At 36.5% G+C, this 24,811-nt stretch carries 24 protein-coding genes; 16 read left to right on the top strand and 8 right to left on the bottom strand.

All coding sequences use genetic code 11. The features are described from left to right. Window positions 1–109 precede the first annotated feature (109 nt). The gene (gene def / locus MHH51_RS15245; protein WP_339282430.1) at window positions 110–661 is read right to left on the bottom strand and encodes a peptide deformylase; all 552 of its coding nucleotides are present in this window, start codon (window positions 659–661) and stop codon (window positions 110–112) included. 1,027 nt (window positions 662–1,688) lie between these two features. On the opposite strand from def, the gene MHH51_RS15240 reads away from it, so the two are divergent. The 5 genes from MHH51_RS15240 to lpdA all read left to right on the top strand — a co-directional run bounded on the left by MHH51_RS15240 (window position 1,689) and on the right by lpdA (window position 7,707). Beyond that, window positions 1,689–2,372, top strand: coding sequence for a YkyA family protein (locus MHH51_RS15240; protein ID WP_246145070.1), 684 nt, complete (start codon window positions 1,689–1,691; stop codon window positions 2,370–2,372). A gap of 558 nt (window positions 2,373–2,930) precedes the next feature. Then, complete coding sequence (gene pdhA, locus MHH51_RS15235) at window positions 2,931–4,013, top strand: pyruvate dehydrogenase (acetyl-transferring) E1 component subunit alpha (RefSeq protein WP_147209670.1); 1,083 nt, start codon at window positions 2,931–2,933, stop codon at window positions 4,011–4,013. A gap of 3 nt (window positions 4,014–4,016) precedes the next feature. Beyond that, a complete protein-coding gene (locus MHH51_RS15230) occupies window positions 4,017–4,994 on the top strand; it encodes an alpha-ketoacid dehydrogenase subunit beta (RefSeq protein ID WP_147209669.1) in 978 nt (325 codons plus the stop codon). A 19-nt stretch (window positions 4,995–5,013) separates the two neighbouring features. Then, on the top strand, window positions 5,014–6,297 hold the full coding sequence (locus MHH51_RS15225; RefSeq protein WP_339282429.1) for a dihydrolipoamide acetyltransferase family protein: 1,284 nt from the start codon (window positions 5,014–5,016) through the stop codon (window positions 6,295–6,297). Between the two features lie 3 nt (window positions 6,298–6,300). Further along, on the top strand, window positions 6,301–7,707 hold the full coding sequence (gene lpdA / locus MHH51_RS15220; protein ID WP_147209667.1) for a dihydrolipoyl dehydrogenase: 1,407 nt from the start codon (window positions 6,301–6,303) through the stop codon (window positions 7,705–7,707). Between the two features lie 208 nt (window positions 7,708–7,915). On the opposite strand, the gene MHH51_RS15215 is transcribed toward lpdA, so the two are convergent. After that, window positions 7,916–8,296 (bottom strand): hypothetical protein, encoded by a 381-nt coding sequence (locus MHH51_RS15215; protein WP_339282428.1) that lies wholly within the window; start codon window positions 8,294–8,296, stop codon window positions 7,916–7,918. A gap of 311 nt (window positions 8,297–8,607) precedes the next feature. Further along, entirely contained in the window at window positions 8,608–10,146 is a 1,539-nt protein-coding gene (locus tag MHH51_RS15210) for a BCCT family transporter (RefSeq protein WP_147209665.1), read from the bottom strand. Window positions 10,147–10,306: 160 nt separating this feature from the next. On the opposite strand from MHH51_RS15210, the gene MHH51_RS15205 reads away from it, so the two are divergent. Genes MHH51_RS15205 through MHH51_RS15195 form a run of 3 tightly spaced genes read left to right on the top strand, consistent with a single transcriptional unit; the run spans window position 10,307 to window position 12,441 of the window. Then, the gene (locus tag MHH51_RS15205) at window positions 10,307–11,188 is read left to right on the top strand and encodes a polysaccharide deacetylase family protein (protein ID WP_339282427.1); all 882 of its coding nucleotides are present in this window, start codon (window positions 10,307–10,309) and stop codon (window positions 11,186–11,188) included. A gap of 18 nt (window positions 11,189–11,206) precedes the next feature. Then, on the top strand, window positions 11,207–12,169 hold the full coding sequence (locus MHH51_RS15200; RefSeq protein WP_147209663.1) for a nitronate monooxygenase: 963 nt from the start codon (window positions 11,207–11,209) through the stop codon (window positions 12,167–12,169). 2 nt (window positions 12,170–12,171) lie between these two features. Continuing rightward, window positions 12,172–12,441, top strand: coding sequence for a UPF0223 family protein (locus tag MHH51_RS15195; protein ID WP_147209662.1), 270 nt, complete (start codon window positions 12,172–12,174; stop codon window positions 12,439–12,441). A 29-nt stretch (window positions 12,442–12,470) separates the two neighbouring features. On the opposite strand, the gene MHH51_RS15190 is transcribed toward MHH51_RS15195, so the two are convergent. Continuing rightward, on the bottom strand, window positions 12,471–13,094 hold the full coding sequence (locus MHH51_RS15190) for a DUF1054 domain-containing protein (protein WP_156986025.1): 624 nt from the start codon (window positions 13,092–13,094) through the stop codon (window positions 12,471–12,473). A 240-nt stretch (window positions 13,095–13,334) separates the two neighbouring features. Between MHH51_RS15190 and MHH51_RS15185 the strand changes: the two genes are divergently transcribed. Beyond that, window positions 13,335–13,523 carry a hypothetical protein gene (locus MHH51_RS15185; protein WP_077601043.1) on the top strand — a complete coding sequence of 63 codons (189 nt, stop codon included), beginning with the start codon at window positions 13,335–13,337 and terminating at the stop codon, window positions 13,521–13,523. 162 nt (window positions 13,524–13,685) lie between these two features. Further along, a complete protein-coding gene (locus tag MHH51_RS15180; RefSeq protein WP_147209659.1) occupies window positions 13,686–14,492 on the top strand; it encodes an inositol monophosphatase family protein in 807 nt (268 codons plus the stop codon). On the opposite strand, the gene MHH51_RS15175 is transcribed toward MHH51_RS15180, so the two are convergent. Next, window positions 14,493–14,666, bottom strand: a complete 174-nt coding sequence (locus tag MHH51_RS15175) for a DUF5325 family protein (RefSeq protein ID WP_186813573.1) — start codon at window positions 14,664–14,666, stop codon at window positions 14,493–14,495. 155 nt (window positions 14,667–14,821) lie between these two features. On the opposite strand from MHH51_RS15175, the gene MHH51_RS15170 reads away from it, so the two are divergent. Next, on the top strand, window positions 14,822–15,130 hold the full coding sequence (locus MHH51_RS15170) for a YlaH-like family protein (protein WP_339282426.1): 309 nt from the start codon (window positions 14,822–14,824) through the stop codon (window positions 15,128–15,130). A 111-nt stretch (window positions 15,131–15,241) separates the two neighbouring features. On the opposite strand, the gene MHH51_RS15165 is transcribed toward MHH51_RS15170, so the two are convergent. Continuing rightward, entirely contained in the window at window positions 15,242–15,445 is a 204-nt protein-coding gene (locus MHH51_RS15165; protein ID WP_147209657.1) for a YlaI family protein, read from the bottom strand. 152 nt (window positions 15,446–15,597) lie between these two features. Here MHH51_RS15165 and MHH51_RS15160 point away from each other — a divergent pair, with 152 nt between their 5' ends. Further along, window positions 15,598–15,870, top strand: coding sequence for a hypothetical protein (locus tag MHH51_RS15160; protein ID WP_339282425.1), 273 nt, complete (start codon window positions 15,598–15,600; stop codon window positions 15,868–15,870). A 133-nt stretch (window positions 15,871–16,003) separates the two neighbouring features. On the opposite strand, the gene MHH51_RS15155 is transcribed toward MHH51_RS15160, so the two are convergent. After that, a complete protein-coding gene (locus MHH51_RS15155) occupies window positions 16,004–16,450 on the bottom strand; it encodes a hypothetical protein (protein WP_339282424.1) in 447 nt (148 codons plus the stop codon). Between the two features lie 490 nt (window positions 16,451–16,940). On the opposite strand from MHH51_RS15155, the gene MHH51_RS15150 reads away from it, so the two are divergent. The 3 genes from MHH51_RS15150 (at window position 16,941) to pyc (ending at window position 22,201) form a co-directional block, all read left to right on the top strand. Further along, window positions 16,941–17,222: a YlaN family protein gene (locus MHH51_RS15150; protein ID WP_077601049.1), complete on the top strand. Its 282-nt coding sequence runs from the start codon at window positions 16,941–16,943 to the stop codon at window positions 17,220–17,222. 357 nt (window positions 17,223–17,579) lie between these two features. Further along, entirely contained in the window at window positions 17,580–18,764 is a 1,185-nt protein-coding gene (ftsW, locus tag MHH51_RS15145) for a putative lipid II flippase FtsW (protein ID WP_147209653.1), read from the top strand. Continuing rightward, window positions 18,761–22,201: a pyruvate carboxylase gene (pyc, locus tag MHH51_RS15140; RefSeq protein ID WP_339282423.1), complete on the top strand. Its 3,441-nt coding sequence runs from the start codon at window positions 18,761–18,763 to the stop codon at window positions 22,199–22,201. The genes ftsW and pyc overlap by 4 nt, the downstream gene beginning before the upstream one ends. Window positions 22,202–22,448: 247 nt before the next feature. On the opposite strand, the gene MHH51_RS15135 is transcribed toward pyc, so the two are convergent. Continuing rightward, window positions 22,449–23,366: a heme A synthase gene (locus tag MHH51_RS15135; protein WP_339282422.1), complete on the bottom strand. Its 918-nt coding sequence runs from the start codon at window positions 23,364–23,366 to the stop codon at window positions 22,449–22,451. 497 nt (window positions 23,367–23,863) lie between these two features. Here MHH51_RS15135 and cyoE point away from each other — a divergent pair, with 497 nt between their 5' ends. Then, window positions 23,864–24,808, top strand: a complete 945-nt coding sequence (gene cyoE, locus MHH51_RS15130; RefSeq protein WP_339282421.1) for a heme o synthase — start codon at window positions 23,864–23,866, stop codon at window positions 24,806–24,808. Window positions 24,809–24,811: the final 3 nt, after the last annotated feature.

The following is a 24,811-nucleotide window of genomic DNA, read 5'->3' as shown; positions in this document are numbered from 1 at the left end:
GTTATAAAACTAAACGTCTGATCGAATCGTATAAACTATATTTATCATCGTCCAAATCAACAAAATTATACAATTTTGATAAGAAATATCACATTAGATATGTGTCAGCTTAGCTTATCTCAATTGCATTATCCGGAATTTCGAATGGATTGTCCTCATTAATCCGGTCAAAAAACATAACACCATTTAAATGATCGATTTCATGCTGGAATACAACAGCTGGATAATCTTTCAATCTGAGCTTAACAGGATTATCATTAATATCTGTTGCGGTTATTGTAATACGGGCATGTCTTGGAACATATCCTTCTATAACACGGTCAACAGATAAACATCCTTCTCCATTTTGTAAATATGACTGCTCTACAGAATGGCTGATAATTTTAGGGTTGGCTAATCCCATACTGTATTTTTTTCCCTTACTATCTTCAAAGTGCAGTGCAATCAATTGTTTTTCTACACCCAGCTGTGGTGCTGCCAGACCTACTCCGGCTCTTAAATTATACTTTTCGGCAATTGCTTCATCTTGACTGTTTTTCAAGAATTGAAGCATGTCTTCTAATAACTGTTTATCATCTTCTGATAATGGAACATTGACCTTTGCTGCTTTTTTAGTTAAAGAAGGGTGTCCTTCTCTGACAATATCATTCATTGTTATCATGTTTATGACTCCTTTTATAGATTTATCTTTATAACTCAACTTTCGCACCTAAGAATAAACACACTAACCTTGCTGTTCCAAGATGTACATGGTCTCTATTAACATACTTGCTTTTAGTTAACTTATCTTTTTATATTTTGAACAGGTTATTGTGTATAGCTTCCGCTCCGGCCAACCACTCCGCTTTCCATGGGGACGGCTTCAGCTAACTTGAAAAGAAACCCGCTTTTCAAGTGGATCTTCAGCTCGCCCTGTTCCCATAGGAGTCTACGTGGTTGGCCTGCGCTCTAATAGGATTCTACAGCGCATGGAAGAAATAATATCCTGATGAAGTAAGATGAAATCATCGTTTTTTAGCCTAAATAAACAATCATGCTGGTGTTTCAAATGGTTTTTAGCAGTTCAAATCATGACAGCAGGAATAATTCATATCAAGAATAGCTTTCATACACCAAAAACAAGGATTGCTGAGCATGTTTACCATGCAACACGAAAAATTTGTTCTGTCAGATCTGCCTTTTTTGTTCAGTTATTTCAGTATAGAACATCCTGCTAGCGGAGGCGGACCGTTTTGACTCCTGAGGGATTAGCACCATCTGAAGATCCACTTTTGCCAAGTGATCTTCTTGGCAAAAGTTAGCTGAAGAGCGTGCCCCTAGGAAAGCAAAACGGTCCGCCGCAGCGGTCGCTTTACACTTTACCTTCTATCTTTGTCAACAGATATATGGAAGAGATGATCAACCCCTGTTCCTATGGATAGGAAGTTTCTTTTTAAAGTGCGAAAGTTGAGTTTATAACACATTAAAAATTTACGTTAGACAAGTCTGTTGCTTATAGTAACACATATTTGAATTAAGGATATTTCATATTATAAAATAGGAGAAGGAGATGTAAAAGCTTTTACTCTTTTCTTCCCTGACTCTTAGTGAGTATGTTACAATTTTATTCATGTATAGTCTCAAGGTCGAAGGATTTGAATGAACAGCTATGAAGTAAAAAAAGAAATATACATATTGGAGGTTTTTTTGTGTCAAAAAAGATTTATATGTTTGCAATCATTATTTCATCTTTATTGTTAGTTACGGCATGCAGTAGTAAATCTTCTGAAGAAAAAATACATGACCATTTAGAAGAAGCAATTAATTTAGAAGAAGATTACGAAACGATGCAGGGAGAAATTGAAGAACTTGAATTGCAAGAAAAGGAAATATTTAATCAAATTGTGGATCTTGATATGGAGCAATTTGACCAAATTCAAGAATTGTCGCAGAATGCAATTTCTATTTCTGATCAAAAACAGGAAAAGCTCGGTGAAGAAAGAGAAAGTATAGAAGCATCAGAGGAGGAGTTTGTCCAGGTCGAATCTATTATTACAGATTTAGAGGATGAAAACCTAAAGCAGGATGCAGAAGAAATGTTTGAAATTATGACAAACCGGTATGCAGCATATTATGATTTAAATGATACCTACCAAACTTCAGTAGAACAGGAAAAAGAATTATATGAAATGCTGCAGTTAGAAGAGCTTGAACAAGAAGAAGTAACCAACCATTTAGAAGCACTAAATGAAAATTATGAAACAATTATTTCGTTTAACGAAGAATTTAATCAATTAACAGCAGAGTACAACGATGCAAAACGTGCATTTTATGAAGCCTCTAATCTGAATGTGAGCTATGAAGATGCAGCAGAAACGGAAACAGATGAATAAGTAAAATGATAAGACACCCTATACCGTTGCAACAACGGTATAGGGTGTCTTTCTTAAAGAATAAGAAAGTATATAAATAAAAATGTTGGAGCGGGCACCTCCTTGGTAAGAACACCATTGTTTTAAAGACCGATTGCTTTTCTTGGCTTTTCTTATGAAACAGAGCTCTAAATAATAACACAGGTGGGCTTTTCCATAATGCAAAAAATATTTTTGAAAAGCAGCTTGTTAAGTTTCGGGACAAAACTAATACAGTTTTTTTATTTAGTAATACAGTTTAAACTTAGAAGAATGATGGAGGGAAAGTCCTTGTGAAATATATTAAAAATACAAGAAGCAAAGTGATTGACCATCATAAAAAAATGAGCTAAGATAAGAGAGGATAAAAATTGTATTACTTTCTATTGCTCGTCCTTTTAGAACAGTAATGATAAAATAGCACAGATTAGGAAATCCTATATCAGGGTAAATGATTTTAGTATGTAATTTTTATTGTTTAAGGGTAGAATAGATAAAGAATACTTAATTTTGATATAAGAAAGGAAGAGGTGAATCATTTTGAAACAGGTACTTGAAAATATTGAAAACCAATTCGAAATGTTCCAAGTTCTAGATGAAAATGGAAAAGTTGTAAACAAAAATGATCTCCCTGATTTATCAGATGATGAATTGAAGGAGTTAATGAGACGTATGGTGTATACTCGTATACTTGACCAACGTTCCATTGCACTTAATCGTCAGGGACGTTTAGGTTTCTACGCACCAACAGCAGGTCAAGAGGCTTCTCAGTTAGGCAGTCAATTTGCATTAGAGCAGGATGACTTTATTTTACCAGGGTATCGTGATGTTCCACAGCTAATTTGGCAAGGACTTCCGTTATATCAAGCTTTCTTATTCTCAAAAGGGCATTTTCACGGGAATCAATACCCGGATGAAGTAAGAGCGTTAAGTCCACAAATCATTATCGGTGCACAGTATGTTCAAACAGCTGGTGTTGCTCTTGGTTTGAAAAAACGCGGCAAGAAAAATGTAGCAATCACTTATACTGGTGACGGTGGTACTTCTCAAGGTGATTTTTATGAAGGAATAAACAATGCTGGTGCATATAAAGCTCCTGCAATTTTTGTTGTGCAAAATAACCGTTTTGCTATCTCTGTTCCAGTAGAAAAACAAACGAATGCAAAAACATTAGCTCAAAAAGCTGTTGCTGCTGGAATTGAAGGAATTCAAGTAGATGGCATGGACGTTTTAGCAGTTTATGCTGCAACAAAGTTTGCCCGTGAACGTGCAGTTGCTGGTGAAGGCCCTACATTAATTGAAACATTAACTTATCGTTTTGGACCACATACCATGTCTGGTGATGATCCTACACGTTACCGTACTGAAGAATTAGATAAAGAGTGGGAACAAAAAGATCCACTAGTTCGTTTCCGTAAATACCTTGAAGGTAAAAAACTTTGGTCTGAAGAAGATGAAAACAAAGTAATTGAAGAAGCGAAAGAAGATATTAAAAAAGCAATCAAACAAGCTGAACAACAACCAAAACAAAAAGTTACAGATTTAATTAATCATATGTACGAAGAGCTTCCAACTCACTTACAGGAGCAAAAAGAAATCTACGAAGCAAAGGAGTCGAAATAAATCATGGCACAAATGACAATGATTCAAGCAATCACTGATGCAATGCGCGTAGAATTGAAAAATGACGAAAACGTGCTTGTATTTGGTGAAGATGTTGGACAAAATGGTGGAGTTTTCCGTGCTACGGAAGGTCTTCAAGATGAATTCGGCGAAGATCGTGTATTTGATACACCGCTTGCTGAATCAGGAATTGGCGGTTTAGCCATCGGTTTAGCAATGGAAGGATTTCGCCCGGTTCCGGAAATTCAATTTTTCGGCTTCGTTTATGAGGTAATGGATTCAATCAGTGGTCAAATGGCTCGTTTGCGTTACCGCTCTGGCGGTCATTATAATGCACCGATTACTGTCCGTGCTCCATTTGGCGGCGGAGTTCATACACCTGAATTACACGCAGATTCCTTAGAAGGACTTATCGCTCAACAACCAGGTGTAAAAGTAGTTATTCCTTCTACACCATATGAAGCAAAAGGATTATTAATCTCTGCAATTCGTGATAATGATCCGGTTGTATTCTTAGAGCATATGAAATTATACCGTTCTTTCCGCGGCGAAGTTCCAGAAGATGCTTATACAGTAGAAATTGGAAAAGCTGATGTAAAACGTGAAGGATCTGATGTAACATTACTTGCTTATGGAGCAATGGTTCATTCTTCATTAAAAGCAGCTGAAGAATTAGAAAAAGATGGTATTTCTGCTGAAGTAATTGACTTACGTACAGTTTCTCCAGTTGATTATGAAACTATCTTAAAATCAGTTAAGAAAACAAATCGCGTTGTATTTGTTCAAGAAGCACAACGTCAAGCTGGTATTGCTGGACAAGTTATTTCTGAAGTCCAAGAAAGAGCAATTTTACATTTAGAAGCTCCTATTCTTCGTGTTACTGCACCAGACACAGTTTATGCATTCTCTGATGCAGAAGAAGTTTGGTTACCTGATCATAAAGATATTGTTGAAAGAGTAAACGAAGTAATTAATTTCTAAATTTTAGGAGGACAAATTCATGGCATTTAATTTTAAATTACCTGATATTGGTGAAGGAATTCACGAAGGCGAACTTGTTAAATGGTTTGTTAAAGAAGGCGATGAAGTAAAAGAAGACGACGTGCTTTGTGAAATTCAAAATGACAAATCTGTCGTTGAAATTCCGTCTCAAGTTGATGGAACAGTTACTAAAATCCACGTAGCAGAAGGTGAAGTTGCAATTGTAGGTGATACATTGATTTCATTCGATGCTGAAGGATATGACGATGAAGAAGAGGAAGAAACAAAATCTGAAGATACTTCTTCTGAATCTAAAGAAGAAAAAACAGATGACAATGCTTCACAAGAATCAGAAGCTGCAGATGAATCTTCTGATGATAAACGTGTCATTGCGATGCCTTCTGTCCGTAAATTCGCACGTGAAAATGATGTGAATATCAAAGACGTACAGGGTTCTGGTAAAAACGGCCGTATTACAAAAGAAGATGTGGAAAGCTTCTTAAGTGGAGATCAGCCTAAAGCTTCTTCTGATGCTGCAGAAGCTGGAGAAACGAAAGAAACTGCAACATCTGAAAATACAACAGCTGCTCCACAAGGTCAGTATCCAGAAACACGTGAAAAAATGACTGCAATGCGTAAAGCAATTGCAAAATCTATGGTTAACTCTAAATCTAAAGCTCCACACGTAACATTGATGGATGAAGTGGATGTAACAGAATTAGTAGCACACCGTAAGAAATTCAAAGCTGTTGCTGCAGAACAGGAAATTAAGTTAACTTACTTACCTTATGTAGTTAAAGCATTGGTTTCTGCAACTAAGAAATTCCCGATCTTTAACTCTTACATTGATGAGGAAACAGAAGAAATTGTACAAAAACATTACTACAATATCGGAATTGCTGCAGATACAGATCGTGGACTTTTAGTTCCTGTTGTGAAGGATGCAGATAAAAAATCTATCTTCCAAATCTCCAGCGAAATTAATGAATTGGCAGTTAAAGCTAGAGATGGTAAACTAAAACCAGACGAAATGAAAGGTGCTTCCAATACGATTTCCAATATTGGTTCAGCGGGAGGTCAATGGTTTACTCCAGTATTAAACTACCCTGAAGCTGCTATTCTTGGAATTGGTCGTATTGCAGAAAAACCTGTCGTTCGTGATGGTGAAATCGTAGTGGCTCCAGTTCTTGCTGTATCACTAAGCTTTGATCATCGTATCGTTGATGGTGCAACTGCTCAAAATGCATTGAACCAAATCAAACGTTTATTGAATGACCCACAATTAATTATGATGGAGGCGTAAGTCATGGTAGTAGGAGATTTCCCGGTAGAAGTAGATACACTTGTCGTTGGTGCTGGTCCAGGAGGCTATGTTGCAGCAATTCGTGCAGCACAGCTGGGACAAAAGGTTACAATTGTTGACAAAGGTGAATTGGGCGGCGTTTGTTTAAACGTTGGATGTATTCCTTCTAAAGCACTTATTGAAGCAGGGCATAAATATCAGAATGCTAAAGGCTCCGAAGATTTAGGTATTACAACAGAAAAAGTAAATCTTGACTTTTCTAAAGTACAAGAATGGAAAGGCTCTGTTGTAAACAAACTTACTTCTGGTGTTAAAGGACTATTAAAAGGAAATAAAGTTGACATTGTAAAAGGGGAAGCTTACTTCGTTGATGAGCATACTGTAAAAGTTGCTGATGAAAAAAGCTCTCAAACTTATAAATTTAACAACTGTATTCTTGGTACTGGTTCTTCACCGATTGAAATTCCTTCTTTCAAGTTCTCTGAAAGAGTATTGGATTCTACAGGTGCATTGAACTTACCTGAAGTTCCTAAAAAATTAGTTGTTATCGGTTCTGGTTATGTTGGAACAGAGCTTGGTACAGCTTATGCGAACTTTGGCACAGAAGTAACCTTCTTAGAGGGCGCGAAAGATATTCTTGGCGGATTTGAAAAACAAATGACACAGGTTGTTAAAAAAGCTTTGGATAAAAAAGGCGCTAAAATTGTTACAGAAGCAATGGCTAAAGGTGCAGAAGAAACAAAAGACGGCGTAAAAGTTACTTATGAAGCAAATGGCAAAGAGGAAGTAATTGAAGCAGATTACGTACTTGTTACAGTAGGACGCCGTCCTAATACAGAAGAACTTGGATTAGAACAAATTGGCGTTGAAAAAGATGACAGAGGCTTGATCAAAGTGGATAATCAAGGAAGAACTTCTGTAAGCAACATCTTTGCAATTGGTGATATTGTTCCTGGTCCGGCTCTTGCTCACAAAGCATCTTATGAAGCTAAGATCGCAGCGGAAGCAATTAGTGGTGAGAAAGTGGCCATTGATTACAATGCTATCCCGGCAGTAGCATTTACTGAACCTGAATTAGCAACTGTTGGTCTTTCTGAACAAGCTGCTAAAGATGCAGGTTATGATGTAAAAGCAGCGAAATTCCCATTTGCTGCAAATGGACGTGCATTATCATTAAATACGTCAGAAGGCTTTGTGAAATTAGTTACCCGCAAAGAAGACGGTCTTATCATTGGCGGACAAATCGCAGGTCCAAATGCGAGTGATATGATTTCTGAAATCGGACTGGCTATTGAAGCTGGTATGACAGCAGAAGATATTGCATTAACTATCCATGCTCACCCAACTTTAGGTGAAATTACAATGGAAGCTGCAGAAGTTGGATTAGGTACACCGATCCACACAATGTAAGTTCCTAAACAAAAAAGACATGTATCGGGTAAATCTGCCCGGCATGTCTTTTTTTATCTGATTACAAGTAAGTATTAAATTTAATCTCGTACAATATGATACAGATGATGGATAAAAAAGGTATCAGCTACTGCAAATGTTTAAACAGAAGCTGATACCTTTTTATCATATTATAACTTCTTCTAATGTTTTTTTCATTAGCAAGTATTTAATATACGATTTGATTGCTTGTATCTACAATAGACTCTAATGTATCCATGATTTGGCCGCGTGACATTGCATTTTCAACTGAAAAAACAACTGATTCATCTTTAAGTAAGTAAAAACTATTTGTACTTAAGGTATAATCCGAAGGTAAATCCTGATTATCCATTGTACGCTTTTCGGGACTGGAAAGCTCTTTAGGATACTTTGCCTTCAAGTCAATAAATGTATTCATATAGCTATCATTATCGTCATCTGGAGGTACATATATAACCTGATAATCCGTAAATTGAAATTCGATTACTTGTATGTCCTCTTCCGATTGGCAACTATTTAATATAGGGATGATCGTAAATAATAGTAGAATGATACTGAATTTCTTCATTCTATGCCACCTCTTCCAGAAAATAAAACAAGTATCTACTTTTTTATTTTCATACGATATACATAGCTTAACAAATATATTTTATGAATTTGCAGATGTTATAAAATAGTAAAGAAAATGATATTAGAGTAACATTCAATTGTAGTAAAGTGTAATACTTTAAAAGAAAAGTAATGAAAAATAGATTCTGTAAAATGATAAGTTTTTTTGTTGCAAAAAGATTAAAAGATTATAAATAGTAAAAGCTCTCCTTGGACTCCGTATTATTTACCGTAGCCTCAAGGAAAGCTTTCTGCATTTTATTAACTTATTTATGATTTTAAACTTTTTCTTTTTTTTCGTTCTATATTAGCTGCATCTGCTTTTAGTGTTTTCATCAGAGAGAATACGATTAAAATCATAATAATGGAGAATGGCAATGCCGCAATAATAGAGGCAGTCTGTAATGCATTTAGTCCGCCTTGCCATAGCAATACAGCAGCAGTTGCTGACTGAATAACTCCCCATACTAATTTAATCTGATAAGGAGGGTATAAGCTACCTCCTGTTGTCTGCATACCAAGTACAAATGTTGCCGAATCTGCTGATGTGATAAAGAATATAGCAATTAATAAAATAGAAACTAAAGAAAGTACAGTTCCTAACGGGAAGTTTTCAAGCAATGAGAACAATGCTACTTCTTCCCCGAATTGAGAAATTTGGCCGGCGATGTTGGTTGTTCCTTGTAAATCATAATACATCGCTGTACCGCCAAAAACAGTAAACCATAATGCGCCAAAAATAGTAGGTACAAGTAAAACACCAATGACAAATTCACGAATTGTACGTCCTCGGGAAACACGGGCTATAAATGTTCCCACAAATGGAGCCCAAGCCAGCCACCATGCCCAGTAAAAGATAGTCCAATCGTTAATCCATTCTGTATTCCCAGTTCCAAAGGCATCCAGTCTTAAGCTCATGCTGGGAAGGTTTTGAATATAGTTTCCTGCTGTATTTGTAAATAAGCTTAAAATATAATCTGTTGGGCCTAAAACTAATATAAGGAACATTAAAGCAATTGCAAGTACAATATTTGCGTTACTGAGAATTTTAATGCCTTTATTGACACCGCTCAAAGCAGAAATAATAAATAATACTGTTACGACTAAAATAATAATCAGTTGTAATAATATGCCGGAGTCAATACCAAAAACGTAGGAGATACCTCCGCTGATTTGAATGGCTCCAAAACCTAATGATGTTGCTACACCAAATACAGTAGCAAATACAACTAATACATCAATGGCTGTTCCCCATTTTCCTTTAACTTTATCACCGAAAAGAGGAACTAATATGGAACTTACTAATCCTGAAGAATTATGCCGGAATTTAAAGTATGCCAGTGCTAAGCCGACAATTGCATAAATCCCCCACGGATGAAATCCCCAGTGGAAAAAGCTGTATTGCATAGCTACCATAGCTGTTTCAGTTGTTCCAAGCTCTCCATAAGGTGAATTATCGAATAAGTGTAATATTGGCTCGGCAGTACCCCAAAAAACAAGCCCGATACCCATACCTGCACTGAACAGCATAGCGAACCAGCTGATATAAGTAAATTCTGGCTTATCCTCCGGTTTCCCTAATTTAATCAGTCCATATTTCGAAAAAATCAAGAAAAAAGAAACACCGATAAACATTGTGGCAACAATTAAGTAATACCAACTAAAATGACTTACAATAAATGATTGAATTGTACTTGTAACATTATCTAAATTAGCATTTGGAAGTATACTGGACGGTATTACTCCCCATATGATAAAAATAAGTACGATTACTGTCGAAATCCAGAAAACATTTGTTATTTTCCTCACTAATAACTCCTCCTGACTGCTCTTTAGTAAAATACCCATAATGTTAAGAAATAAACGCGCTATTCTATGTTTTCTATGCAAGCCGTACGATTGCTCATTGTAACATATTATCCTATAATAAAACTAGTAAACTATTATGAAACGTGGAGGTTTTTGTAGAATGTTAAGGAAAAGCAGTGTTATTTTTATGTTAATTGTTGTCATTGGAGTTCTTTCTGCGTGCAGCTCTGGTGATGATAATGAAGACAGCACCGGCGAGCAAGCGGAGGACCAAACAGAAGACACAGAAGCAGAAGAAAATACTGACGAAAACGATGCATCTGCACAGTCTGAGGGAACAGATGAAGATAAAGAACAGGACGAAGCGGCAGAAGAAAAAGAGCCGGAATATTACATATCCGAAGAAACATCATCAATAGAACCTATTGATGATGCGGAGGAAAAGGTAGTACTGTTAACAATTGATGATGCACCTGATGAGAATGCTTTAGAGATGGCGGAAACATTGAAAGAAAAGGATGCAAAGGCTATATTCTTTGTTAATGGTCATTTTATTGATGACGAAGAAGGAGCAGAGAAGCTCAAAAAAATTTATGAAATGGGCTTTCCAATAGGAAATCATACAAATACGCATGTGGTGCTGCCTGATGTTTCTGAAGAGGAGCAGACAGAGGAAATTATAGCAGTGAATGATCGTGTAGAAGAAATTATTGGGGAACGGACTGCTTTTTTCAGAGCGCCTCATGGGATGAATACAGATCATTCTCGTGAAGTAGTTGAGCAAGAAGGAATGGTGTTAATGAATTGGACGTATGGTTTTGATTATTTTGAGCCGTATCAAGATGCAGACAAGCTGAAAGAAGCTCTGATTAGCGGAGAAGCTCCTGAAATTGGAGAGGAGCACTCTTTATTGAGGTCTGGCGCCAATATTCTTATGCACGACCGGGAATGGACAAATGAAGCGTTAGGTGATGTAATTGACGGCTTCAGAGAACAAGGCTATGAGATTGTTGATCCAGATCTAATTGAAACCATAGACTAAAAAGATGGAGGGGAGACTGTGTTCCAAACGAGAATTACAAAGCTGTTAAATATTAAATATCCAATTATTCAGGGCGGATTGGCATATTTGGCTTATGCTGATCTTGCAGCAGCAGTTAGTAATGCTGGAGGGCTTGGTCAAATTACTGCGATGAGCTTACCGACTCCAGAAAGTCTGCAAAAAGAAATTCATAAGGTAAAACAGCTGACCACTCAGCCGTTTGGTGTAAATTTTGCAATTGGGCAGCACGGCAGAAAATTTGAACACATGGTGCAGGTTGCCATCGATGAACAAGTCCCAGTAGTTTCTATTACTGGCGGAAACCCGGCTGGTGTTTTAGATATGTTAAAAAATTCCTCCATAAAAACACTTGTCTTGGTAGCATCCTCAAGGCAGGCTCAAAAAGCCCAGGAATTAGGCGCAGATGCAGTGATGGTCGTTGGACAAGAAGGTGGAGGTCACTTGGGCAGAAGTGATACAGGTACCATTGTTTTAACGCCGCATGTCGTTGATGCGCTTAAAATCCCGGTAATTGCTTCTGGCGGTATTGTTGATGGAAGAGGCTTAATGGCCGCACTTGCTCTTGGTGCAGAGGGAATTGAAATGGGAACAAGGTTTATTGCAACAAAGGAAATACACACGCATATAAATTATAAACAAGCGATTTTGTCTGCAGATGAAGGAGACACTGTTGTGATAAAACGTTCGTTAGGAACTCCGGCCAGAGCATTACGCAGTTCTTTTACAGAAAATATTCTTTCTTTGGAAGAAAAGTACGGGAATAATTATGAGAAGTTAAAAGATTATATTAGTGGAGAGGTAAATCAAAAATATATTCAGTCAGGTGAGGAATCGGCAGGTTTTGGATGGGCTGGCCAAGGGGCCAGCCGTATTCATCAAATTTTAAGCGTGGAAGATTTAATAAGCTCCATTATACATGAAGCGGATCAGATTCGGGAAAAATGGAGTAAAGAGGTGTAAAAATGAATTACGCATATCCAATGGATGAGACGTGGTCGACGCAGGAAATTATTGATGTAGTGAACTTTTTCTCTTTAATTGAACAGGCATACGAGAAAAAAGTCAGACGTACAGACCTCCTTCATCTATATCGTCGTTTTAAGGAAATTGTTCCTTCGAAAAGCAGAGAAAAGCAATTGTTTGAGGAATTTAAACGGTCTTCCGGATATTCCAGCTACCATGTTGTGAAAAAAGCAAGGGAGTCGGAAGAAGCATTGATAACCATGGCATAAAAATAGCCCCTAAAATTTAGGGGCTATTTTTATGCATCTCTGCTGTCTATTGCTAATTGATAAAGAGGAAGCAGCTGTTCATATGTTTTTGTTATGGTGGTGAACAGCTCCTTATCGTTTTGTAAAATAGGATCATCATAAGAAAGATGCTTACCAATTAAGAACTCGGCTTTTTTTACATCCCGGAAACGTTCTAAATCCTTTTGAGATAACTCTTCTAACGAAATAGAATCTTTTTTTGTATGGTCCAGTGAGACAACAAATGATTTTGGAAGACTTTTTATTTCAGTAAAGCTGTCTAAATAGTTCTGTGCAATTTTTTGCTTGTTTGGTAATTCATAGATAAGTGCAAGCCAAATAAATAAATGATCATCAAATAATCCAACCTGAAAATGAGGATGTTTTTTATAGCCTCTCTTGTTATCAGCAATGGCTAACCAGGTATCTTTCGGCGGATTGACAGTTCTCCGTGCATGCTTTGCAATATGTAAATATAGCTCTTGACCAGTCTTTTCTGATAAATATGATACGAGCTCTTCACCTATCGCCTGAAATTTTGGCTGTATTCTATTTTGGATAGCTTCCATACGCTCGTCTAAGCCATCGATTAAAAATGTTTGGAAATCTTCTTTATTAAAATGATGTAATTTCACAAATGACACCCTTTCTTTAATGTTGCATACCTTTTTTGATATAGATTATTATTCTTTATCTGTAGAAAGAAGTCAAGCCGGACCAGAAGCAGGTTTTAATTCATCAAATAGAGGGAATAGACAGATAACAATAAATTGTTTTTATTATTTTAGGTGAACAATTTATTCTGTAAATCATAATATATAGCACATACATGAAACGAAAGTAATCAATATGTTTTCACGTTAAGGAGTGATAGGATGAAATATGTTATGGAAGCTCTCCGGCGAAAAGAAGCAGAAGAACGTCTCCCTGTCATCAAATTAGAGATTGATTATGAATTGGCAACATTGTACGAGGCTATGCAGGATGAGGATACTGTACAAATAATTAAATCCAAAGAGAGATTAAAGCAGCTTAGTGAACAATGGATGGCTCTGATGGATTAATATGAGATTAGCTTACCCTAATATAGTGCAGCTTTCTATATAAGAAAGAGGCGTATTAGGGTTATTTGTTGATAAAAACTCTGACTAAAAAGTTTAGGATTGGTCTAATGGACAGGAGTTTGATAAAATAAGCTTACTTGAAGTTTTTGGAGGCGATGTATAATGAATCAGCAGCAAAGACAAGAAATTTATGAGACAGCAAAGAATTGGATATATGAAGCAGGAAATTTAATTCGTGAACATATGGATGAGCCGCTGGGTATCGAAACAAAATCAAATCCGAATGATTTAGTAACTGTTCTCGATAAACAGACGGAAAAGTTTTTTGTAGACCGTATTCATCAATATTATCCAGAACATCATATTATCGGTGAAGAAGGATATGGAGATACATTATCTGAAGTTGATGGAACAATTTGGATTATCGATCCGATTGACGGAACAATGAATTTTGTCCATCAAAAGAGAACTTTCGCCATATCTATTGGTATTTTACATAATGGCGTGGGTGAAATTGGTTTTATTTATGATGTTATGGGTGATGTATTATATCATGTTAAACGTGGAGAAGGAGCTTTTAAAAATAATACAAAATTAGCGCCGCTGGACAAGGAGAAAAAGCTGGAAGAAGCTATTGTCGGTATGAACCATTTTTGGTTATGCGAGAATAAACTGGTAGATTATCCAGTGATGCAAAAATTTGTGCGCAAGGTGAGAGGAACACGTTCACACGGTTCTGCGTCATTAGAATTGGCGTATATTGCTGAAGGAGTTCAAGATGCTTATCTTGCTTTAAGTCTTTCACCGTGGGATGTAGCTGCAGGAATTATATTAAATGAAGAAGTAGGCGGTATTGCAGGAGATATTGACGGAAATCCTTGGAATCCTTTGGAAAGATCATCTTCTTTAGTTGCAAATCCGGCAATTCATCAATCTATCGTAGAATTCATAAAGGAAGGAAGGAAATAATTATCCCTTCCTTTTTTTCTTGTAAGACATTGCAAATCCGAATGTAGAAAATGCCAATATAATACATAAAATGATAGCCCAAACACTTCGGAAAGCAATAGCCAGCCCAACTAAAATAAATAGCAGAACTACTAGAAATGCTAATAACAGCATTGGAATGTCTAATTTTTTCATTTTTCAACCGCCTTTATTATCTGTCCACAGAATAGTATAAAGGATAGCGCGGAGAACTTCAAAAAACAGACATATAATTTTATATTTTTCTCTAGTCATATGGAAGCACTTTTAGTATGATAAAGGGAGTGTAAAGATAAGGTGGCGTTTGAATAATGGTATTAGAGTATATCCTTAAAATGAATGGAACAGAGCATATCTTTTGGATTTTTTATGTAATTAATTTAATTCTTTCAGCAATAGCTTATCAATTGGGCTTTGCTAAGAAGCTCCCGGTCTTAAAAAATATGATTGTATACATATTATTGATGATTGGTACATTCGTTGTAACAATCTTCTCAACAGTAATGAGAATGCCTACCGTGGAGTGTTTAGTTATTATAATATTTGTACTGGGAATTTATCGATTTCGATTGCATCGAGAAAGAAAAGATCGGGAAGATGTACAGGAAAGCAGCTCGTAACGTACACAGATTACAGCAAGAATTTCTGGCATATTGTATACGCAATAATAAAAGCAGAGTATCCATTTTGGGATCTCTGCTTTTTTAGCTGATAAAAAAATTTACGACGGGTTATAAGTAGTCATCTACTTTCTTTGTTTCCTGGTAGAAACGAAACTTACCTGTATCCAGCCTTTTTTTTGTATTCTCTTCAATGCGTTTATAGCATGGAGTGCATAAATGAATATTTTTTCTGCGGTTACGTAATCTTTTTGCGTGTGGCGAATCATTTTCTATTTCTTCTACTTTATCACATATGGTGCATTTAACCTGCATTTTTTCACCCCAATTCGACAAAAATAGTAAAACGATATCTTTTATTAGTATAGCATAATTTTAAAACCAATTTAAATAATCAAAGTTTGAAAAGGTGAAAAGTGGGAATCATATAATTAAAGTAAATGCCTGAATCTTGAAAGGGTGATTATATGAAAAAAAGATATGTTGTATCAGCGTTAGGAGCAGTCGGAGCAGGAGTTGCCGGGGTATTATTGTCAGATAGAAAAAAACGGAAAAAATTAAAATCAGTTTCAGGTACGCTGAGAGTTTTTGAAAATGCGGGAAAACCTGATGAGTCTTCAGATGAAGAATTAGATCAGCTGGAAAATGCTAAAATGGTTTCAGAAGGATCACAATTTGGAGTGCAGTATTACAACGAAAAAAAGGATAAAATGTATCAGCTGTCCAAGGAAGATGAATAATATAAATAGCCTGCCTGCTAATTTGCTTAAACTATCAGCATTCAGCAGGCAGGCTTAATTATTACATAAAGTACGTGTTGCAAAAATGTTTCTCTGCAGAAGCTTTAAAATAATATATAAGGAAAACTATAATTTAGTGTATATGAATTTCCTTAATGTGTTTAATCGGATTATCCTGATTAGAGCCATCTTTATAATAAAAGTGTACAGGACCATCTTCACGCAGGGGCTTACCTTTTTGAGAGAAAAGTAAGTAGCCGTTTTTTGCATCTTCTAATGATATTTTTTCATTTTTTCCATTGTTTTTAATGAATTCGGCTTCTTTAGCATTAGGCTTAGGTTCAGCATTATTAAGAAAGTCATGTAATGGGATCACATAACTGTTCTTTAAGTATTCTTCCCCCTCCATTTTAGAGATGCTTCTGTTAACGGGAGGTTTCTGAAAAATGGATTCACTGTCTTTGTTTTCTTCTCTTTCTATAAAAGCTTTTTCCAGTTCAATTTTTCTATCATCAAAAATCCATACAGTTGGATCAAGTGTGATAGGGTACCCGACATTTCCTTTAATCATTACAATCATGTTATCTTATCCCCCTAAATTAATTACAATATGTACAGTGATGTGAGAAAGCTTCATGCGGGAGAACGGATGAAGAATAAACCCGCTCTTCATCAAAAGTACAGTGCATATTCTTTCTGTTTATAACAATAGCAAAGATTGGAGTTACTTTCATCTATTTTAGATTGGATAAAAGAGGATGTTCAAAAAATCCAGTAAAAATGACGCGGTGATAAGAGAATTTTGTACTAAAAACACCTGCAATGCGGGTAACGCATAAGCCGACACAACACGTGCAAAGTGCGCTGCTGAGCTTTTTGATAGGGTGAGCAATTGCGTCCCAGGACGACGTTTTCCTGATCGACTGGTCCTTTTCATTGTACTTTTTGAATACGTACTAATAGGATATAAACAGAGTAATTTTAATAATATACTTAAATTAGATTTGCATTTTTGCGCTTGTAGCGATAATATTATATCAAGAATGATAAATGCGGAGGGGATTATATTGATGCCTGATGTAACGATTAATCACCGTGAAAAAGCCCACGCTCTTTTAAAAGCTGATGCTGAAAAGATACTTCGTTTAATCGAGGTTCAGATAGAAAATTTAACAATGCCACAATGTCCTGTATATGAGGACGTACTGGATACACAGATGTTTGGCTTATCTAGAGAGATTGATTTTGCCGTTCGCCTAGAATTAATTACAGAAGAAGAGGGACGAAATCTATTAGGAAATCTGGAGAAAAAGCTTAATATACTACATGAGGCCTCACAAAGCACATTGTGATTATAACTGCCTGTAACTGTGACAGTACTAAAATAAAACTTTGCCAATTGAAAGAGCGGCAAGGTTTTTTTATAGTATAACAGGAGGCCGCGCAGAACATAAGGACAGCTTAAAGCGTATTCAAAAAAAGCATTACAAATAAAGACATCTGTAACAAAAGTTAGCCCAAGAAGAGATTTGAAGCTTATAATCTAAAGTTTTGAAGCTCTTTTTAAATCTTTTAGAGCTCGCTATTGTTTAAAATATGTTAAAAAATGTATACTGGCAAAAGAGAGATAAATAATAACAGCTCTATAGATATTATGATATACTGTTAAAAATCTCTTAATCTTACATAATGACTGGGAGAAAAATATAATGTTAAAAAATTGGAAACACTTCGATTTCACATTGATGATTGCGCCGATTCTATTAGCTGGTTTTGGGGTAGTAATGGTATATAGTGCAAGTATGGTAGTAGCTGTTGTAGATGGTTTTAACAGCAATTATTATCTTATAAGACAGTCAATATTCTTTATTGTTGCGCTTATCGGTTTTGCCATCATATCTTTCCTGCCTTACCAGACTTACCAGCGATTGATGAAGCTAATCATTATAGCTTGTATTGTGTTACTGGTAGCTGTTCTTTTCTTTGGGGATACAGTAAATAATGCAAGATCTTGGTTTCGTTTTGGCCCATTCAGCTTACAGCCTGCTGAAGTTGCCAAGCTCGGCTTAATTATTTATTTGGCTGCTATATATTCTAAAAAGCAGGCATACTTAGACCAATTTAGTAAAGGTGTATTGCCTCCGCTAATAATCACTGCATTGGTCCTTGGATTGATTGTAGGGCAGCCTGATATCGGAACAGCATCCATCATTTTTCTAATGGCGTGTTCCGTGATTTTTGCTTCTGGTATTAAATGGAGGCATCTGTTTCTTCTGGTTTTTGCTGGACTGGTCTTACTGGCGTTTGCAATTCCGAATATGGTAACAGAGGAAAGATTATCCCGTTTTACAGGAGCCTACCAGCCATTTAATTCTCCGGATTTAAACGGTTATCAATTAATTCAATCGTATGTTGCAATTGGTAATGGAGGATTAACAGGAGAAGGGCTAGGCCAGAGTATTCAAAAACTTGGCTTTCTGGTAGAAGGTCATACAGATTTTATTATGGCCATTATTGCAGAGGAGCTTGGTTTTGTAGGTGTGGCCATCGTTTTAGGTCTATTGGCAACAATTGTTTTTAGAGGACTATATATTTCAAGAAAGTGCCAGGATAGTTTTGGATCCTTGCTTGCACTTGGAATTGCATCAATGGTAGGAATTCAAACCTTTATTAATTTAGGTGCCATTAGCGGGGTTCTGCCAATTACTGGTGTTCCCTTACCATTTATTAGCTATGGAGGATCTTCATTATTGTTCATGATGATAGCCATGGGAATTCTTAACAATATAGCTATGCAGGTTAATAAGAAAGAAATTGAAAAGGAAGAGCTGGCACCCAAATCTGGCTTATTTCAAAGAAAATCTATTAATTCATACAGAGGTGGTAAAGCATGACAGACTTAAAGCAGATTAATAAAGTATTAGTTGCAAACAGAGGAGAAATTGCTATACGTGTATTTCGCGCCTGTACGGAGTTAAATGTCCGTACAGTCGCTGTTTACTCCAGCGAAGATTCTGATTCGTTTCACCGGTTTAAAGCGGATGAAGCATATTTAATCGGTGAAGGGAAGAAGCCAATCGATGCTTACTTGGATATTGAAGGAATTATAGCTTTAGCAAAGGAAGTAAATGTGGATGCTATCCATCCAGGTTATGGATTTCTTTCTGAAAACATTGAATTTGCAAAACGTTGTGAAGAAGAGGGCATTATTTTTATTGGTCCTAACAGCCAACATTTAAATATGTTCGGAGATAAAGTAAAAGCGAGAGAACAAGCTCTGGCTGCCAAATTGCCGATTATTCCGGGAAGTGATGGTCCGGTTGAATCTTTAGAAGAGGTAAAAGCTTTTGGAGACGAGCATGGATACCCAATTATTATTAAGGCATCGCTTGGCGGTGGTGGAAGAGGAATGCGTGTTGTTCAGGATGTAAATGAAGTGGAAAATGCATATGACCGCGCAAAATCAGAAGCAAAGGCTGCCTTTGGCAATGATGAAATTTATGTTGAAAAATTAATTGAGAACCCAAAGCATATTGAGGTACAGATTATTGGTGATAAGCAAGGGAATATTGTTCATTTATATGAAAGAGACTGTTCCGTACAGCGGCGTCATCAAAAATTAATTGAAGTTGCCCCGAGCCTGTCGCTAAATGATGATTTAAGAGAAGCGATTTGTCAGGCAGCTGTAGACTTGATGGAAAATGTTGACTACATTAATGCAGGTACAGTTGAGTTTCTTGTAACTGATAATGATTTTTACTTTATCGAGGTGAATCCACGTGTTCAAGTGGAGCACACAATCACTGAAATGATTACTGGTGTTGATATTGTTCAAACACAGATAAAAATTGCTGATGGTTTTGGATTGCACGATAAAGAGGTCGGCATACCGGAACAAAGCAAAATTACAACGCAAGGATACGCTATTCAATCCCGTGTAACTTCTGAGGATCCGTTGAATGATTTCATGCCTGATACAGGAAAAATCAATGCATACCGCAGTGGGGGCGGATTTGGTGTCCGTCTGGATGCTGGAAATGCATATCAGGGAGCAATTATTTCACCTCACTATGATTCATTATTAGTTAAAGTTTCTACCTGGGCTCTTGACTTTGAACAGGCAACAATTAAAATGGTACGTAACTTAAAGGAATTCCGTATTAGAGGAATTAAGACAAATATTCCATTCCTTGAAAATGTTATGCTTCACGAGCAATTTTTATCAGGGGAATATGATACGACTTTTGTTGATAAAACACCAGAATTATTTATATTCCCGGTACGGCGTGACCGCGGAACCAAAATGCTGACGTATATCGCAAATACGACTTTAAATGGTGTGGATGGTGCTGAAAAACAAGAAAAGCCGGATTTTGATAAATTGTTTATCCCTAACACTGAAAATATAGAGATACAGCCGGGGACGAAACAAATTTTAGATGAACGCGGTCCTGAAGGGCTTGCAAAATGGCTGAAAGAACAGAAACAGGTATTATTAACAGATACGACATTTCGTGATGCACATCAATCATTATTAGCTACACGTGTACGTACAAATGACTTAATTCACATTGCAGAGCCGACAGCAAAATTACTTCCAAACCTATTTTCTGTAGAAATGTGGGGCGGGGCAACGTATGATGTGGCATACCGTTTCTTAAAAGAAGACCCTTGGGAAAGGTTGCTGCAGCTGAGAAAACGCATGCCGAATGTATTATTCCAAATGCTGCTGCGTGCAAGCAATGCGGTTGGATATAAGAACTATCCTGATAATGTTATTGAATTATTCGTGAAAAAGAGCGCTGAAGCTGGTATAGATGTATTCCGAATATTTGACAGCTTAAACTGGGTAGAAGGCATGCAGGTAGCAATTGATAATGTGCGTAAAACAGATAAAATTGCGGAAGCTGCTATTTGCTATACTGGTGATATTTTAGATACAGGCAGAACGAAATATGATATTGATTATTATAAAAATATGGCAAAAGAATTAGAAACTGCAGGTGCCCATATTCTGGGAATTAAAGATATGGCAGGATTACTGAAGCCGGAAGCAGCGTATCAGCTGATCAGCACTCTAAAAGAAACAGTGGATATTCCAATTCATCTGCATACACATGACACAAGCGGAAACGGTGTTTATGCATATTCAAGAGCAATTGAAGCAGGTGTGGATGCAGTAGATGTTTCTGTTGGTTCCATGTCTGGAATGACATCACAGCCAAGTGCGCAGTCACTATATTATGCATTAGATGGAACGGAATACCAGCCGGAGCTGAATATCGAGAAATATGAGGAAATTGGACAGTACTGGGAAGGTGTCCGGGAGTACTATAAAGATTTTGAAAGTGGTATGAAGGCTCCGCATACCGAAATTTATCACCATGAGATGCCGGGTGGACAATATAGTAACCTGCAGCAGCAGGCAAAGGCTGTCGGACTTGGTGATCGCTGGAATGAAGTAAAAGATATGTTCCGTAAAGTGAATGATATGTTTGGAGATATTGTAAAAGTTACTCCATCTTCTAAAGTAGTGGGGGATATGGCACTGTTTATGGTGCAAAACGATTTAGATGAGGAAACAATTTATGAAAAAGGTGCATCCATTGACTTCCCTGATTCTGTAATCGAATTTGCGCAAGGGTACATTGGACAACCATATCAAGGCTTCCCGGAAAAACTGCAAAAACTGATTTTGAAAGATAGAGAGCCTATTATGGTCAGACCTGGTGAGTTGTTAGAGGATGTAGATTTTAAAGAGATGCGTGATGCACTGTATAATGAATTGAATCGTCCGGTTAACAGCCATGATTTAATTTCTAATGCATTTTATCCGAAAGTATTCAAAGATTACCAAGATTTCTTGAACACCTATGGTGATATGTCTGTATTAGATACGCCGACTTTCTTTTATGGAATGAAACTTGGTGAAGTGATTGAAGTAGAAATTGAAAAAGGTAAAACATTGATTGTTAAATTAGTTACTATTTCTGAACCAAAAGAAGACGGTACACGTGTTGTTTATTTTGAATTAAATGGTCAATCCAGAGAGATCACGATTCGTGATAATAATATAGAGTCTGCTATTCTAGCGAACCCGAAAGCAGATAAATCAAATCCAAATCATGTAGGGGCAACAATGCCGGGAACAGTTCTTGAAATTCATTGCGCAAAAGGAGATACTGTTAAAAAAGGACAGCATCTAATGACAAATGAAGCAATGAAGATGGAAACCTCTGTACAGGCGCCGCTAGATGGTGTGATTAAAGAAATTCATGTCCAGGCAGGAGACTCTATTGCAGTAAATGATTTATTAATCGAATTTGAATAAGCAAAATAAACACCCCTGGCAGGCTTGCCAGGGGTGTTGTAATGTTATAGGAGTGATTATATGACGAATAGAATACAGTAATTTTAGAATGTTTTCTACATAACAAAAAGTATATTCCAGATAAAGCAATCGCATCGCCTGGGTTTTAAATAATTAATAGAACAAATACGCAACTATAGGATAAAAACGAAAGGACCCTGTTTAACAGTAGTTCCTTTCGTTTTACAGTTAAGCCATATGTTAAATTCTATTCTTTTTCTTTTCTGCTGCTTCGGAATGACAAATGTATAAAGTAACTTAGCATTCCAAAATAACATGTGATAAACAAGGCATGCATTAATGCGATAAACAGATTAAGCTGCGTGAAGACTACAAGTGCTCCAAATATAACCTGAAGTGCAATCAGTGCCGGCGTTATAATCCAGCCCCACCGCATAACATTATTGTCACCATACTTCTTTATCATGCGGAGCGCTAAGAAGATGGTCCACAAAAATAAAATTCCAGCTGCAAAACGGTGTCCCATCTGTACCCATTGATTAAATGTATAGCTTCCAATAGAAAAGGGCACAGAGTTGAAGCAAAACGGCCAGTCCGAACAAACCAGATTTGATTCTGTATGTCGTACCAATGCACCGCTGTAAACTACACACATGGTGTAAATAGAAATTGCATAGATTTCAATCCGGTGGGGCTTTTTAATATGGATATCTTCTGTATGTAACTTTTTATCAATTTCAAAGAATAATAACATAAGTAAAAAAACGGAAGAGAAACAAATTAAAGATATCCCAAAATGTGTAGCTAATACAAAGTCAGATTGTCCCCACACAACTGCAGCTGCGCCAACAAGCGCCTGTACAATAATAAAAAATAAAGCAGACAAACTCAAGAAAATGACTTCTTTATAATTTCTATATGCTTTCCAGGATAGTATTGCAAGTAAAAGTACTAATATACCAACTGCGCCACTGACCATTCGATGACTTAACTCGATTATCATTTCAAAATGCAGGTTGGCAGGAAGAAATTCTCCTTCACAAAGCGGCCAGCTGTCTCCGCATCCATCTGCTGAACCTGTTTTTGTAACAAGTGCTCCTCCGAGAAGAAGAGGAAGCATTCCTATGGTCGTTATCACAGATAGTATTTTTAGTTTTTTCAACATATCTATGTAACCTCACTTCTATGTAAAAATATACAGTATCTCCAGTTTACCAAAAATACTGGGGGAAACGCTTTCCAATTTTGAACAAAATATAACAACCTCTAAAACTATCCATGTTATGAAGGCAGTTTTCAGCCTGCAGAGAGTATAATAAACGAACCCTTGTTAATACTATCATGTTTTCTGAAAGTTTTCATCAGCAAATAAAAAAAGCTTGCATAATTCAGTTATGTTTGCTAGAAATATAGTATGGATGGGTATGCAGAAGAACAGTTAAAGTTCTAAAAAAATAGAAAATATACATAATTTGTTTTCTTTATCTACTTTCCGATCTCCTTATTAGCTGGATGTTCAAATTGTTGTAATATAATATTCAAAGTTCATTAGATTGTCAAAGAAATCCATGCTATAATTAGATAGGAAACGGAGTACATAGAATCAAACGCGTGTATTCTGTTTATTATTATGTCTTCCTACTGGTGCGAAGGGGGGAAATTATGGATAAAGTAGATATGACTTATTCGGAATTAATCGGTAACACGACTATTTCAAACAAACAAAAAGTAACTGTTTTTCTGTCAGAAGTGAAGGCGCTTATAAAAATCGGAATTGTAAATTCAAATTTAATTACAGCAATAACAGGTTTTTTAGTGGCCATCGCTTTAACAAACTCCTCCTTTAGTGATTATTGGGGAGCCTTTCTTCTGATGATAATCGGAAGTGCATTCGTTATTGCCGGCGGATGTATTATTAATAATTGGTATGATGTAGATATTGATCCTAAGATGTCTAGAACGAAGAAAAGACCTACTGTAACTGGATTCTTTTCATTGCGGGCAGTGCTTACAACAGGAATTATTATAAGTTTCCTTGGCTTTGCAGTATTAATGTTTACTACCTGGTATGCAGCATTATTTGCTTTTATTGGCTGGATTGGCTATGTAGTCTTATATACCATGTGGTCAAAGAGAAGGTATACTTTAAACACAGCTATTGGAAGCTTATCCGGTGCAATGCCTCCTCTAATTGGATGGGCAGCAGTTGACCCTTCTTTTCATGTGGTTCCATTTGTAATGTGTCTTATTATGTTTATATGGCAAACACCACATTTTCTTGCATTAGCAATGAAAAAGAAAGAAGAATATCAGGCGGCTGGTGTACCAATGTTACCAGTAGTAAGAGGTATGGAAATAACTAAAAGACAAATTGCTGTTTATATTGCCTGTCTTTTACCATTGCCGTTTTTCTTAATGCCTGCATTAGGGTTGACATTTACCATTGTGGCAACAATATTAAATATTGCCTGGCTAGTGATAGGTTTTATGGGGTTATTTACGGAAAAAGATGTGAAATGGGCTAATCTAGTATTTATATTTTCTTTGAATTATTTAACCATTTTATTTCCGTTAATGATTATCGTCACACTGCCGATATTTAATTAATGA

This window comes from Oceanobacillus sp. FSL K6-3682, from assembly GCF_037976165.1.
In the GTDB taxonomy this organism is placed as follows: Bacteria; Bacillota; Bacilli; order Bacillales; family Amphibacillaceae; genus Oceanobacillus; species Oceanobacillus sojae.
The sequence above is the reverse complement of the archived record's forward strand: the minus strand, read 5'-3'. Positions and strand labels throughout refer to the sequence as shown.

What these genes read in the sequence shown, in the direction of transcription:
- def (WP_339282430.1), bottom strand. Translation starts at nt 661, where the DNA reads ATGATAACAATGAATGATATTGTCAGAGAAGGACACCCTTCTTTAACT.
- MHH51_RS15230 (WP_147209669.1), top strand. Translation starts at nt 4,017, where the DNA reads ATGGCACAAATGACAATGATTCAAGCAATCACTGATGCAATGCGCGTA.
- MHH51_RS15225 (WP_339282429.1), top strand. Translation starts at nt 5,014, where the DNA reads ATGGCATTTAATTTTAAATTACCTGATATTGGTGAAGGAATTCACGAA.
- lpdA (WP_147209667.1), top strand. Translation starts at nt 6,301, where the DNA reads ATGGTAGTAGGAGATTTCCCGGTAGAAGTAGATACACTTGTCGTTGGT.
- MHH51_RS15215 (WP_339282428.1), bottom strand. Translation starts at nt 8,296, where the DNA reads ATGAAGAAATTCAGTATCATTCTACTATTATTTACGATCATCCCTATA.
- MHH51_RS15205 (WP_339282427.1), top strand. Translation starts at nt 10,307, where the DNA reads ATGTTAAGGAAAAGCAGTGTTATTTTTATGTTAATTGTTGTCATTGGA.
- MHH51_RS15195 (WP_147209662.1), top strand. Translation starts at nt 12,172, where the DNA reads ATGAATTACGCATATCCAATGGATGAGACGTGGTCGACGCAGGAAATT.
- MHH51_RS15185 (WP_077601043.1), top strand. Translation starts at nt 13,335, where the DNA reads ATGAAATATGTTATGGAAGCTCTCCGGCGAAAAGAAGCAGAAGAACGT.
- MHH51_RS15180 (WP_147209659.1), top strand. Translation starts at nt 13,686, where the DNA reads ATGAATCAGCAGCAAAGACAAGAAATTTATGAGACAGCAAAGAATTGG.
- MHH51_RS15175 (WP_186813573.1), bottom strand. Translation starts at nt 14,666, where the DNA reads ATGAAAAAATTAGACATTCCAATGCTGTTATTAGCATTTCTAGTAGTT.
- MHH51_RS15170 (WP_339282426.1), top strand. Translation starts at nt 14,822, where the DNA reads ATGGTATTAGAGTATATCCTTAAAATGAATGGAACAGAGCATATCTTT.
- MHH51_RS15165 (WP_147209657.1), bottom strand. Translation starts at nt 15,445, where the DNA reads ATGCAGGTTAAATGCACCATATGTGATAAAGTAGAAGAAATAGAAAAT.
- MHH51_RS15160 (WP_339282425.1), top strand. Translation starts at nt 15,598, where the DNA reads ATGAAAAAAAGATATGTTGTATCAGCGTTAGGAGCAGTCGGAGCAGGA.
- MHH51_RS15155 (WP_339282424.1), bottom strand. Translation starts at nt 16,450, where the DNA reads ATGATTGTAATGATTAAAGGAAATGTCGGGTACCCTATCACACTTGAT.
- MHH51_RS15150 (WP_077601049.1), top strand. Translation starts at nt 16,941, where the DNA reads ATGCCTGATGTAACGATTAATCACCGTGAAAAAGCCCACGCTCTTTTA.
- ftsW (WP_147209653.1), top strand. Translation starts at nt 17,580, where the DNA reads ATGTTAAAAAATTGGAAACACTTCGATTTCACATTGATGATTGCGCCG.
- pyc (WP_339282423.1), top strand. Translation starts at nt 18,761, where the DNA reads ATGACAGACTTAAAGCAGATTAATAAAGTATTAGTTGCAAACAGAGGA.
- MHH51_RS15135 (WP_339282422.1), bottom strand. Translation starts at nt 23,366, where the DNA reads ATGTTGAAAAAACTAAAAATACTATCTGTGATAACGACCATAGGAATG.
- cyoE (WP_339282421.1), top strand. Translation starts at nt 23,864, where the DNA reads ATGGATAAAGTAGATATGACTTATTCGGAATTAATCGGTAACACGACT.